12 protein-coding genes are annotated in these 12713 nt (G+C 69.3%); 3 read left to right on the forward strand and 9 right to left on the reverse strand.

Features of this window, described 5'->3' with window-relative positions; all coding sequences use genetic code 11:
* Positions 1-29: 29 nt before the first annotated feature.
* From DXK32_RS04975 to DXK32_RS05015, 9 genes are all read right to left on the reverse strand, one after another.
* Entirely contained in the window at positions 30-3437 is a 3408-nt protein-coding gene (locus DXK32_RS04975; RefSeq protein ID WP_247876982.1) for a tetratricopeptide repeat protein, read from the reverse strand.
* 35 nt (positions 3438-3472) lie between these two features.
* Complete coding sequence (locus DXK32_RS04980; protein WP_114857534.1) at positions 3473-4210, reverse strand: flagellar motor protein MotB; 738 nt, start codon at positions 4208-4210, stop codon at positions 3473-3475.
* Positions 4207-4893, reverse strand: a complete 687-nt coding sequence (locus tag DXK32_RS04985; RefSeq protein ID WP_247876983.1) for a hypothetical protein — start codon at positions 4891-4893, stop codon at positions 4207-4209. Before DXK32_RS04985 ends, DXK32_RS04980 begins: the two co-directional genes overlap by 4 nt.
* Before the next feature lie 4 nt (positions 4894-4897).
* On the reverse strand, positions 4898-5611 hold the full coding sequence (locus tag DXK32_RS04990) for a protein phosphatase CheZ (RefSeq protein WP_114857535.1): 714 nt from the start codon (positions 5609-5611) through the stop codon (positions 4898-4900).
* A 452-nt stretch (positions 5612-6063) separates the two neighbouring features.
* Positions 6064-6402: a general stress protein gene (locus DXK32_RS33660; RefSeq protein WP_114857572.1), complete on the reverse strand. Its 339-nt coding sequence runs from the start codon at positions 6400-6402 to the stop codon at positions 6064-6066.
* A gap of 202 nt (positions 6403-6604) precedes the next feature.
* Complete coding sequence (locus tag DXK32_RS05000) at positions 6605-7552, reverse strand: MotE family protein (RefSeq protein WP_114857536.1); 948 nt, start codon at positions 7550-7552, stop codon at positions 6605-6607.
* Complete coding sequence (locus tag DXK32_RS05005; RefSeq protein ID WP_114857537.1) at positions 7549-8241, reverse strand: DUF6468 domain-containing protein; 693 nt, start codon at positions 8239-8241, stop codon at positions 7549-7551. The genes DXK32_RS05000 and DXK32_RS05005 overlap by 4 nt, the downstream gene beginning before the upstream one ends.
* The gene (fliM, locus tag DXK32_RS05010) at positions 8238-9320 is read right to left on the reverse strand and encodes a flagellar motor switch protein FliM (RefSeq protein WP_014240985.1); all 1083 of its coding nucleotides are present in this window, start codon (positions 9318-9320) and stop codon (positions 8238-8240) included. The genes DXK32_RS05005 and fliM overlap by 4 nt, the downstream gene beginning before the upstream one ends.
* Positions 9321-9338: 18 nt before the next feature.
* Positions 9339-9860 (reverse strand): flagellar basal body-associated FliL family protein, encoded by a 522-nt coding sequence (locus tag DXK32_RS05015; RefSeq protein ID WP_014240986.1) that lies wholly within the window; start codon positions 9858-9860, stop codon positions 9339-9341.
* A 486-nt stretch (positions 9861-10346) separates the two neighbouring features.
* Between DXK32_RS05015 and flgF the strand changes: the two genes are divergently transcribed.
* From flgF to flgA, 3 genes are read left to right on the forward strand one after another with little or no spacing between them, the layout of a single operon-like run.
* Positions 10347-11069, forward strand: coding sequence for a flagellar basal-body rod protein FlgF (flgF, locus tag DXK32_RS05020; RefSeq protein ID WP_114857538.1), 723 nt, complete (start codon positions 10347-10349; stop codon positions 11067-11069).
* A 26-nt stretch (positions 11070-11095) separates the two neighbouring features.
* Positions 11096-11881 carry a flagellar basal-body rod protein FlgG gene (gene flgG, locus DXK32_RS05025; RefSeq protein WP_035675001.1) on the forward strand — a complete coding sequence of 262 codons (786 nt, stop codon included), beginning with the start codon at positions 11096-11098 and terminating at the stop codon, positions 11879-11881.
* A gap of 44 nt (positions 11882-11925) precedes the next feature.
* Positions 11926-12705 (forward strand): flagellar basal body P-ring formation chaperone FlgA, encoded by a 780-nt coding sequence (gene flgA / locus DXK32_RS05030; protein WP_114857539.1) that lies wholly within the window; start codon positions 11926-11928, stop codon positions 12703-12705.
* Positions 12706-12713: the final 8 nt, after the last annotated feature.

Consider the following 12713-nt stretch of genomic DNA (forward strand, 5'->3'; position numbering starts at 1 on the left):
TCCCGCCCCGGTCGAATCCGGAGAAGGATCTAGTTGATCGCCGCGCTCTGCTTGCCGCGGTAGTTCTTCAGGAACTTCTGGAACACGTCCACCTCGGCGACGCGGGAGCGGACGGTGTTGACGTCGATCAGGCCCAGCGCCTGCTCCGGCCGGGTCAGCACGCGGAAGGCGTCGGCGTCGGGACCGTTGGTCATCGCCGAACCGAATTCCTTGCGCAGCAGATTCAGGTTCGTCCCGTCCCCGGCCAGGGCCAGCGCCACCGCGCGGTTCAGGACGAGCTGCGAGGTCGCCGGGTTGATCGGCTGGGTCGGCGGTGGCGGAGCGCCGATCAGCTTGTTCAGGGCGAAGGCCGCGGCCTCCCACTTCTGGGCGCGCCACGCGATGTCCACCCGCAGCGAATTGGCCGGCTTGCTGTCGTCCTCGGCGAGCAGCAGCAGCGCCTCGTCGCCGCGGCCCAGTTCAGCCAGCGCCTTGGCCTGCATCAGCCGGCGCTCGCCCACCAGATCCGCCGGCAGGTTCGGCACGTTGGACAGCTCCAGCGCGCGCAGCGCGTCCTCCGGCTTGTTGTCGAGCAGCCGGACGGAGGCGAGCCGGGTGCCGACCCGCGCCTTGTCCTCGCCGGACAGGCGGTATTCCACCTGATGCTGCAGCAGGTCGGCGGCGCGGTTCAGCAGGTCCACGGAGATCAGCCGCTCGGCAAGCTGCCGGATCACCTCGTCGCCCGCCTCTCCCACCGGGGTCAGTTCGCGGAACTGGTCGTAAAGCTGGAGCGCCTCGATGGTCGGCAGCTTCTGCGCCCCGTCCTTGTAGAGGTCGGCGAAGATGCGCGACATCTCGCGGGTGATCTCCTCCGCCCGCGGCGTGTCGGCGACCAGGGCGGCGGTCTCCTTCATGGCGTTGAAGCCGTCGGCGTACTGGCCGGCGGCGATCAGCACCTCGCCCATGCGCTGGCGGATCTGCATCTCCAGCTCGTCGCCGCGCCACGTGAAGGTCAGCCCGGCCAGCCGCTCCGCGGCGGCGGGGGGCGACATGCGGCCTTCCGCCAGTTGCAGGTTGACCAGAGCCAGCCCGGCCTTGGCCCGGTAGTAGCGGTCGAGGCTGTTGTAGGAGGCGGTCAGCTGCTCCAGCGCCCGCTCCGGCTCGTTGGTCTGGGCGTAGTAGAGGCCGCGGAGATACTGGACGTCGGGCCGCTCCTCGGCGTCCGGGCCGCCGCGCTCGGCGATGCGGTCGAGCAGCCGCTTGGCAAAGGGCGCATCGCCGGTCTTCAGCGCGGCCTCGGCGGCGCGGGTCGCCAGCTTGGTCAGGATCGGGTCGGGATAGGAGTTCAGGATCGGCGCCGCCGCCTTGAAACCGGCCTGGGCCGCCGGCCAGTCGTTGCGATCCGCCGCGATGGCGGCGCGCCACAGCGCGGCCTCGCCGTTGTTGGCGAGGTTCGGATGGGCGAAATCCTCCGCCGCGGCGTCGGTGTTTCCGGCCAGGAAACGCGCGGCCCCGCGCAGGGCGCGGAACTCCGGCCAGCCTTCCAGGTCGGGCTGGGCCTCCTGCAGCACGTCCATCATGCCGATGGCCTCCTGCCCGAAACCGTTCGCCAGATAGAAGCGGGCGAGGTCGAGCTGGGCGCGGGGGCGTTCGGACTCCGGCGCGTTGACGATGTTGAGCTGAAGATTCTGTCGCGCCTCGGTGTAATGGTCGAGGTCGCCCTTCTTCCAGGCCGGCAGGTCGAACAGGCGGCGTCCGGAGGGCACCGGCTTCGGGTCGGTGGGCGGCGTCAGCGTGTTGGAGGCGCCGCCGGGGGACGGCGTCGGCGGAAGCGACGCCGTCTGCGCGGTGGCCGGGCGGCTTCCAGCGTCGGCCACGGGCGACAGATGCAGCCCCCCCGCTGCCGTCACTTCCACCCCCTCCTTGACCGGACGCACGGTGACCGCGTCGGCGATGGGCCGCACGACCACGCCCTGGTAGCTGGGCAACAGTTCCAGATCGGCGTAACGGTGCGATTCGGGGATGGCGTTGCCGGGAACCGGCAGCGGGACGACCTGGAGACGGTCGCCGACGTCGGGGTCGGACAGCGTCACCACGGTCGCCGCGTCCGCGGCGCGCACCAGCAGACGGGCGCCCAGCAGAAAATCCGGCTCCGGGTCGATCCTCAGCTCGAAGGGCGGCGTGCCGGTCAAACGGCTGGTCGGCGTGATCTTCCAGCTCGTCCCCTGCCGTTCGATCTTCGGCCAGACCAGCGGCCCGATCTTGGTGCGGAAGGCGCTGCCGCCGGTGGCCGGAACCGGCTCGATCGCGCCGACGGTTCCGGCTCCGGCCCCGATGGCCTTGCCGGCGCCGATGGGCAGGGGCTTGTCGAACACGATGTAGAGATGGCCGGCGCGCGGGTAGACGGCGATGGACGCCGGACCGCCCGCGTCGAACACCAGCGTCGGCCCCTGCGGCTCGGCCTTCGCCGGATCGGGTTTGGCCACCTCCGGTTTCACGGCTTCAGGCTTGGCGGGCGTGGTCGCCGCCGCGACCTCCTTCGCCGGGGAAGGCGCCGCCACCGGCTTGGCCGTCGGCGCGGCGGCCGGGGGTGCCACCGGTGGAGCCGCGACTTCGGCCGACGGCGGGCGCACGGTGGTCGTGGTGGCGCCGGGCGGGGCGGCACTTGCCGCGTCGCTCGTCGGCAGACCGGCGCGCGTGCCCGGATTCTGCACGTCGATCACCACGGACCGGCCCGACTTGCTGTCCTTGATCTCGGCGTCCTGCGGCACGGCGAAGGTGAAGGCCAGCGCGCCGTTGGCCTGCCGGAACTGCTCCACGTTCTGGATGTTGCGCAGCGTCGCCTTGGCCACCGGCGTGAGATCGGCGGTGCCATTGCGGTCGAACAGCAGCGTGGCCGAGGCGCCGTCGCGGCGCAGCGTGTAGTTGGCGCCCTCCGGCCAAGTGAAGGACAGGCGGCTCTGTTCCGGCGTGTCGGCCGCGCTGACCGTCACCCGCCCGGCGGAGCGCGCCGGAGCGGGTGCGGCCGGTGTCTCGGCCTTGGCCGCGGGAGTTGGAGTGGCGGCCTGGGCCGGCGTCTGGCTCTGGGCCGGCGCTTCCGCGGCAGGGGTCAGGTCGAGCGCCACGGCGTTGCCGTTGCGGAAGCTCTTCAGCGTCACCGGCCGCTTCAGGTCGAAGGTCACCGTCTTGCCGTCGCCGCCGATCCTCACGCCGGACAGATAGCCGGGCAAGGCCGCCACGGTGCGATCCAGCGCGGCGTTGATCGGCTCGTCGAAGCGGACGACCAGCGTGTTGCCCTCCACCGACGCGCTGTAGCCGGTCTGGCGCGGCCAGTCGAAGACCATGCGCCCGAAGGTCTTGTGGGTGGCGGCGCGCACCGGAACGTCGACGGCCCAGGCGGCCGGGGGAGCGGCGGTCTGGGCGGCGAGCAGGGCCGTGGCGGCCACGAAGCCGCTCAACCAGCGCCGGTATGCTCCGCCCCGCCCCATCCGTTTCACTCCTCCGGCTCCGCATCGGTGGCCGCCCCGGACACCGGCGGACCCGCCGTTTCCTCGCGCACCACCACATCGACCCGCGCCCCGCCGGGCACCGGATCGATGCCGGGCGCCTCGCTCATCAGGCTGCGCGCCACAAGGTCGCGCTTGTAGCCCGTTTCGCGCAGCAGCGCCGCAACGGCGACCGCGCGCGTCAGGGCGCGTTCCCAGGCCAGCCCGGCGGACTGGTCCTCGCGCTCGGCGTGGCCGACCACCTCGATCCGGTTGCCGATCCGGCCCACCGCCGCGCCCAGCAGATACAGCACCCGTCGCCCCTGGTCGGTGAAGCTGCCGCCGGTCGGGTCGAACATCACGTGGGCCGGCAGGCCGATCACCACGCGGTCGTCCTCCCGCCGCACCTCCACCGCCGCCAGATCCTCGTTGGCCGCGGTCTGGGTACGAAGCAGGGCGCTGAGATAATCCAGATTGATCGCCGAATATGACTCCACCGTGGCGGCGTTGAAGGCGGCCTTCGGCTCGGGCGGCGTCGCGGAGGGGGTGACCGCGGTGGAGCGGGCCGACGACAGCGACTTGACCAGCCCGGTCCAGCGCTGCGCCTCCGGCTCGCTCATCGAATACATCAGGACGAAGAAGGCGAGCAGCAGCGACATCAGGTCGGTGAAGCTGATCAGCCAGATCGTCCGGTTGTGGCCACCGCTCTTGTCCTCGGCCCTGGGCAGTTTGGGGAGGCGGATCATCGGCGCCCTCCCCCCGGTGAATCGTCCGTGGCGCGCAGGCTGAACAGCAGGCGGACGGCGCCCGGCGCCCCGCGCTCGATGCCGACCGTCACCGCGTCCGACGGCGCCCCGTCGGCTATCAGCAGCCGGGCCAGCGCGCCCGCCCGCACCACCGGGCCGGGGGGCTGGCTGGGGCCGCCCGCCGGGCCGATGGACAGAAGCGCGTCCAGCTCGATCCGCTCGCCGGGCCGGTTCTGCAGAAGCGCGTCGGCCACCCGGTCGATCAGGCCGATGCGGTCCGGGCGCAGATCGGCGGTGCCGGGCAGGAACAGCTCGTCGGCGGGAAGACGGACCTCCAACAGGCGGCCCGGCGTCACGCTGTCCACCTTTGCCACGGCGATGGCGGTGGCGAACAGGTTGCCCAAGCCCTCCAGCCGCTGCACGGCGAAGACGGTGCCGGCGCGCGAGGCCAGCGGGTCGGCCGGCTCGCGCAGGCGGGGGTCGATGTAGAAGGCGGGGAAGCTGCGCTCCAGCGACACCAGCACCGTGCGCACCCGCTGGGCGGTCTGCACCGACTGGGCGTTCAGCACGATGAAGAAGACGAGCAGCAGCAGGAACAGCGACAGCAGAAGCACGATGCTTCCGTTGTTCGGGTTCGGCCGGCTGCCCGACAGGTCCGGCTTCCTGTGGCCGGGCGCAGCCATGGGATCAGTCGAAGCTCGCCAGCAGGCGGTCGATCTCGTCCTGGTCCATGGCGGCGCTGGTCATCTGCGGCCCGTGCAGCAACCCGGCCTCCGGGTCGTCCGCCGGGCGGTCGGTGGCGAAGTTCGGCGACGGATCGGTGTGAACCTCCGCCGCAGCGGCCGCGGCGGGGCGCGTGTGGTTCTGCCGCACCTCGTCGCCGAAAGCCGCGACGATCATGTCCACCTTCGACTCGATGTGCTTCAGCGTGCGCACGACCTTGGAGATGCGCTGGCCGGTGATGTCCTGGAAGTTGCAGGCCTCGAAGATCTTGGTCACCTGCTCGGTCAGCTTCGCGGAGTTGTCCGGGTCGATCTGGCCGGAGATGCCGGTGATGACGTCGCAGGCGTCGAAGATGGCGAAAGTGGCCTGCTCCGTGGCGCCGACGACGGCGTCCAGCTCATCGGTGGCGTTGGGGATGTGCTGGTCGCGGATTTCCGCGGGCTGGAGCGCCGCCAACTCCTGCTTGGCGCTCTCGATGAAGCGGGCAAGGTCGACCACCTCCTTGTAGAGGCGCAGGTCGGTGGCGGAGATGTCGCCGTCCATGGTGCCGAGGATGGAGCGGACGATGTCCGTCACCTCCTCGCGGCTCAGCGGCTGGGCCGCTTCGGCATGGGCGGCGTCGAGCTGCTGGCGCAGAAGCTTCTGGTCGGCGAGCGAGGTGGAAACGGGCGGGGCCATGTGCGTTCCGATGTGAGCGTTCCGTGGTCTTGTCCGGCCTGCGTGCGATCGGGTGCGTCGGCCGGCCCGGACGCAGACGCCCGAAGCGGGTTAGACCCAACCTCGCGTCCTCGCACGGCCGCCGCCGACTCGGAGCCTCGTCAGCCTTTCCAACCCTAAATTCGCTCGGTTAACACGCCGTTAAGCGCCTGAAACGTCGCAACGCAAAGACGGGACGGAATCGCGTGGCCGGAAAGAAAGAGGAAGCGTTGTTCTGCGCCCCGATGCCTTCAACCGGCGCTCGCCATTGTCGAACTTTAAGGAGAGCTGCGGCAATTTGTTTCAATTGGAGTCCACAAACGGACAAAGGGCCGCCTCGGAGGGCGGCCCTTCTTCACCGTGGCGCAGACCAACTGTTCCGTTGGGCTAAGAAACCGTCGGTGAATTCGTCAGGGATGACGGACTCCCGGAGGTCAGCTCCCGCTGCTCCGTCCGCCGCCATGGCTGTGTTCGCCGCCCTTGCGGCCCGCTTCCGACGCGCGCTCCGGATCGTTCTTGAAGTTGCCACCCGACGCTTGGCCACCCTTGTGGCCGGCTTCGGAGGCACGCTCCGGATCGTTCTTGAAGTTGCCGCCCGACGCCTGACCGCCCTTGTGGCCGGCTTCGGAGGCGCGCTCCGGATCGTTCTTGAAGTTGCCGCCCGACGCCTGACCACCCTTGTGGCCGGCTTCCGCCGCACGTTCCGGATCGTTCTTGAAGTTGCCGCCGGAGTGCTGACCGCCCGAGCTACGGCCCTGGTTCTGGTCGTTCATCTTGATTCCTTCCTTCTTGCTGTTGGGCAAACTTGCGTTGCCCGAACACGCCGGAGCCAACACGAACCGCAGCCGACCGTCACGGGCCCTCTACCTTCCTGACAGTATGTGTACGTATATTCAGTAGGTGCGCCACGGGCGATGGGTATGACCAACCGCACGGTCATACCCACCCCGCCATCACCTCAATCAAAGAGCGTATTCAGTTCTTCGGCGCCGCGGGCACGCCGCGCCGCTCGATGAGCGCGGAGGTCAGTTCCTTGGCCTTCAGCGGGTCCATCGCGGCCAGGATCGGCGCCGTCTTGGTTTCCTTCATCTTCTCCACCACACCCAGCAGGACCGGCATGTCCAGCTCCTCGAAGATGCGGGCGGCTTCCTTGGGCTTCATCGTCTCGTAGATCTTCACGAGGCTTTCGAGCTGAGCGGTCTGCTTCTCGTCGCCCTGGCGCATCAGCTTCTGGATGTCGGTGCGGACCTTCTCCATCTCCTGCACCTTCTGGTCGATGCGCTTCTCGGCGGCGGTCAGCAGCGCTTCACGCTGCTCCAGCTCCTTGGTGCGGCGCTCGATCTCGGCGCGGCGCTCGGCGAAATGCTGGAGAAGCTCCTCGTTCTTCACCGGGCCGAGGGCGGCGTTGTCCGGTGGCGTCGGGTTGGGCGGCGCGCCGTTGCTCGACCCGCCCTGGGCCGGCTCGGGCGAGGGCTTGGCGCCGTTGGCGGCGAGCTGCATCGGCGCCGCCGGAACGGCGCTCTGCCCCTGCGCCAAGGTCGCCGGAAACTCCGGAAGGCGGGCGTCGCGCGTGGTGATCCGCCACAGGTCGCCGACCCGCACACCCAGCATCAGGACGGCGACGAAGATGGTCAGCGGCAGGATGCGGAAGCGCCACGCCTTCATCGTCTGGCGCATGCGCTCCGACAGCGGACGGCGCGGGACGGCGGGCTTGCGCTTCGCCTTGGCCTTCACCTTGGCCTTCGGCTTCGCTTTGGCGGCGGCCTGGACAGCGGCCTGCGCGGCGCCTTGAGCGGCCGGCAGGCCGGCAACGCTCTGGCTGGTGCGGACGCCGGTCGGGGTGGCGCCGGCGGGACGGATCACAACCTTCGGCTCCCCGCCTTGCGCGGCGTTCGCGCCCTTCGTGGTGGTGGCGTCGCTCATCCGACCCCCTTGCCGGCGTTCTCGATGGCTTGCAGAAGTTCACGTTCGGCGCGGGACAGGCTCTCGCCCTCGCGCAGGATGGGATCGGACGGCGGCGCCGGGCGGCGCACCAGGGACTCGGCCCGCGACGGATCGGCCCGCAGCGGCTCGTTCCGGAAGACGGCGGAGCGCAACGGCGGCAGGTCGTCGTGATCGTCGTGGTCGATGGGACCGTGATCGTGGAGATCGTGGTCGTCGTGATCATGGTCGTCGTGACCGTGATCGTCCTCGACGATCGGGCGCGGGACGACCGGGCGGGAGGCCACCGGCGGGCGGGCGGACAGACCCGGACGCGCCGCCGGACGCGCCGCGGGGCCCGGCTTCGGGCGCTCCCCACCGACGTTGCCCAGCCGGTTGGCCATGGCATCGGCGGCCTCGATCATGAACTCCAGCTCGTCGCGCAGGGTCTGCGCCTTGGCGACCGTACGCTGAAGATCCTCGCCGGTCTCGTGGGCCGTCTTCTTCAGCCCGCGCACGCCGGTTTCGGCGCGCGACATGGCCTCGTTCAGGCCACGCACCAGCTCGGCCATCTCGCCGCGGCTCTCGCGCAGCTTGATGATCTGCCGGTTGAGGATGATCGCGTAGGCGATGGTCGCGGCAAGCAGCCCCACCATCACCAGATCGAGGACGAGCGTGAGGGTCGGGCTCATAGCCGCATGACCTCCTGCTTGGGCAGCTCCCGCTCGATCCGCACGGCGATGTGCCCGCCCTTGCGGCCCATGCGGCCTTGGAACATGGAAACGTCGCCGCAGCGCAGCTCGATGGTGCCGTCCGGGGTGGCGTTCAGAAGGATTCGCGTGCCGACGCGCCAGTTCAGCACATCGTGCAGAGTCATCGTCACCTCGTCCAGCACCGCGGAGATGTCCACGTCGGTGACCAGCAGCTCCGAGGCGAGGTGGGTTTCCCAGATCGAGTCGCGGCCGAACTTCTCGCCCATGAACATCTGGAGCAGAAGCTCGCGCACCGGCTCCAGCGTCGCGTAGGGGATCATCAGCTCCAGGCGGCCGCCGCGATCCTCCATGTCGATGCGCAGCTTGACCAGCACCGCCGCGTTGGCCGGACGCGCGATGGTCGCGAAGCGCGGGTTGGTCTCCAGCCGATCGAAGCGGAAGGTGACGGGCGACAGCGGGTCGAAGGCGGCGGACAGGTCGGACAGCACCACATGGACCATGCGCTCCACGAGGTTGCGCTCGATGGTCGTGTAGGGGCGGCCCTCGATGCGCATCGCCGCGGTGCCGCGCCGTCCGCCCAGCAGCACGTCCACGATGGAGTAGATCAGCGCCGAGTCCACGACCATCAGGCCGTAGTTGTCCCACTCCTCCGCCTTGAAGACGGACAGCATCGCCGGCAGCGGGATCGAGTTCAGATAGTCGCCGAAGCGCACCGAGGAAATCTGGTCGAGGCTGACCTCGACGTTGTCGGAGGTGAAGTTGCGCAAGCTGGTGGACATCATGCGGACGAGGCGGTCGAAGACCACCTCCAGCATGGGCAGGCGTTCGTAGTTGACCAGCGCCGAGTTGACCAGCGCCATGATGCCGGAGTTGTCGCCGTCCCCGGCCCCGCCCTGGTCGAAGCCGAGCAGGCTGTCGATCTCGTCCTGGTTGAGGACGCGGGTCGAACCGCCGCCGCCCATGTCCGCCATCTCGCCCATGTCGCCGCCGTCTTCGGCGAGGGCGGCCCATTCGGCGGCAAGGCGTTCTTCTTCGCTCAGTTCCTCGGTGTTGCTCATGGCCCGTTTCCGCCGCCCCTACTGGACCAGCATTTCCTTGAACAGAACGTCCTTGACCTTCACCGGATGGGCGGAGGCGGTGATCCGCATCAGCAGCTCCTGGCGCAGGCGGTACATGCCCGCCGATCCCTTCAGATCCTCCAGCCGCAATTCGCGCAGATAGACCTGGAAGTTGTCGATGATGCGCGGCAGCACATGCTCGATCGCTGGTATGTCCTCGCCCTTCGCGAGCTGGATCGAGATCTTGATCTTCAGGAAGGCCGGACGCTTGCCGCTGCTGTTCAGGTTCACCAGCATGTCCGGCAGGTCGTAGAAGACCGGGGCGGCGTGGGGATCGGGCTGCGCCGGCTCCGCCGGCACCTCCGCGTGCTCCTCCTTCTTGCCGAGCAGCGAATCGAGCAGGCCGCTGAAATACACGCCCGCCCCGGCGCCGATCAGCAGAACCAGCGGCAATATGACGAACAGGACCAGCTTCTTGCCGCTGAATTTCTTGCGCGGCAGGCCATCGGTCGAAACGTCGTCTTCAGCGTGCGCGGTCATGGAATCCTAAGCGCGAGCGGTGGCGGAGCGTGGCCTTACCAGCCCAGCAACCCTATCTTTCGGATAGTTAACAAAGCCTTTCAGGCATGGGCCGGGGCTGTGACAGAAGCGCAACCACAGACAGCGGCACGGTTCTTGATTGGGGCGTCGCCGGAGAACCCTGTCGACCGAGGAGCGAACGCCCGAACCACGCCCGCCATCCCCTTTCCCACGATCCCTTCCGCGCCCCATGCCCGCCGTCTCCGGCGGCGGGAGCCGTCCTGACCCGCGCGCCGTCCGCGCCGCGGCAACGGGACGCTTTTGCCCGGCGCCGGGCGGCAGCCCTTGCCATCCCACCGGCAGTTCTTGCCCGGCAGGCGGTTCCCCGACGCCGAGGCCGGCCCTCCATGCCGCAACTCCGGCTCCTTCCCGCTCTGGCACGCGCCGTGCATTGCCATTTGCGCCGGTCGGGACGCTCCCCCCGGCCCGAATGGAAAGAGGCCGCCGATGGAAAACCCGATCTACGTGTCCCTGTCGCGCCAGCTCACCCTGCGCCGCCAGCTGGACGTGATCTCGAACAACATCGCGAACATGAACACCACGGGCTTCAAGCAGCAGCGCATGCTGTTCACGGAGTTCCTGGAGCGTCCGGGCATGCACGAGCAGATCAGCTTCGTGCAGGACCGCGCCGTGGTGCGCGACCTCTCGGCCGGCGGGATGATGCAGACCGGCAATTCGCTGGATCTGGCGCTGACCGGCCATGGCTACTTCACGGTCGATACGGCCAGCGGCCCGCGCTACACCCGCGCCGGCAACTTTCGCCTGAACGACCAGCGCCAGATCGTCGACGGCGGCGGCCTGCCGGTCCTGGGCGACAACGGCCAGCCGCTGGCCATCCCGAACGGCACCAAGGACATCATGGTGTCCGGCGACGGCACCGTCTCCACCGAGCTGGGCCAGGTCGGCCGGCTGAACATCGTCACCTTCCGCAACGAGCAGCTGATGACCGAGGTCGGCGCCGGTCTCTACGTCAGCGACGAGGAGCCGCAGGCGGCCCCCGCCGACACGAAGGTGGCACAGGGAATGCTTGAGAATTCGAACGTGAAGCCGGTGGTGGAGATGACGGCGCTGATCGAGATCCAGCGCCAGTACCAGTCCAACCAGAAGCTGATCGAGAACGAGCACGAGCGCATCCGCAGCGCCATCCAGAAGCTGGGCCGCACGGCCTGATCGACCGCGTTTAAGGAGTAAGGACCATGCGCAGCCTCGCCATCGGCGCCACCGGCATGATCGCCCAGCAGCTGAACGTCGAAACCATCTCGAACAACATCGCCAACGCGACGACGACCGGCTTCAAGAAGCAGCGGGCCGAATTCCAGGACCTGCTGTACCAGAACTTCCGCCGCATCGGCTCCACCTCGTCGGACGCCGGCACCATCGTGCCGACCGGCGTGCAGGTGGGTGCGGGCGTGCGCGTCGCCGCGGTGGCCCGCGTGCTGGAGCAGGGCAACCTGACCGTCACCGACAACAAGCTGGACGTCGCCATCAACGGCTCCGGCTATTTCCAGGTGCAGCTTCCCAGCGGCGACACGGCCTACACCCGCGCCGGCAATTTCAAGCTGTCGCCGGAGGGCATCATCGTCACCGCCGACGGCTATCCGGTGCAACCGGCGATCACCATCCCGGCGGAAGCCGTGGACGTCGCCATCAACGCGTCGGGCGAGGTGATGGTGAAGCTGGACGGCCAAGTGGCCCAGCAGAATGTCGGCCAGCTCCAGCTCGCCACCTTCGCCAACGCGGCCGGCCTGGAAGCCGTCGGCGACAACCTGTTCCTGCAGACCGGCGCGTCGGGCGAGGCGGTCGGCGGCAACCCCGGCGCCCCCGGCTTCGGCCGCGTGGTGCAGGGCGCGCTGGAGACCTCCAACGTCAACATCGTGCAGGAGATCACCACCCTGATCTCGGCCCAGCGCGCTTACGAGATGAACTCCAAGGTCATCAAGACCACCGACGAGATGATGCAGCAGGCCTCGCAGCTCCGCTGATGTCGGCATCGCCGTAAGGCTCGTTTTTGCAAGGAAGTTCCGCCATGTCCCGCCCCGCCCTGCGCATCCTCGGCACCGCCCTCCTCGCCGCCGCCCTCGCCGGCGGCCCGGCGGCCTTCGCCCGGACGGCCTTGGCTGAAACGATGGAAGGTGCCGCTCCCGCGGCGGCGCAGGCGGTGGTCTACAGCCCGGCCCATGTCGAGGCGGTGCTGTCCGACGCGCTGTCCCGCCAGATCACCACGGGCCGCCTCCAGATGGAGCTGGACAACCGGGCGGTGGAGCTGCGCGCCCCGGCGGGCGCCGGCAGCCTGACGGTGGAGAACCTCTATTACAACCCGGCGCAGGGCCGCTTCGCCGCGGAAATGATCGTGGCCGACACCCGCCCGGTCGTGCGCTTTCCGGTGTCGGGCCGCGCCTATGGCGTGGTGCAGGTGCCGGTGCTGTCGCGGCGCATCGCGCCCGGCGACGTGATCGGCCCCGGCGACGTGGATTGGCAGGACATGCGCGCCGACCTCGCCGGCAGCGACATCGCCGCCACCGACGCCCAGCTCATCGGCCTGACGCCGCGGCGCGGCGTTCCCGTGAACCAGCCCGTGCGGTTGCGCGACCTGCAGTCGCCGCGGGTCGTGGACAAGGGCGCGCTGGTCACCATCACGCTGGCCACCGAGAACCTGACCCTGTCGGCCCAGGGCAAGGCCCTGCAGGACGGCGGCCGGGGCGACGTGATCCGCGTCATCAACACCCAGTCGAACCGCATCCTCGAAGCGACCGTCGCCGGCCCCAACATCGTCGCCGTGGCAAAGCCCGGCGTCATCGCGAAGTAAGGAGAAAG

The sequence above is a fragment of the Azospirillum brasilense genome (genome assembly GCF_003349955.1).
Classification (GTDB): domain Bacteria; phylum Pseudomonadota; class Alphaproteobacteria; order Azospirillales; family Azospirillaceae; genus Azospirillum; species Azospirillum brasilense_B.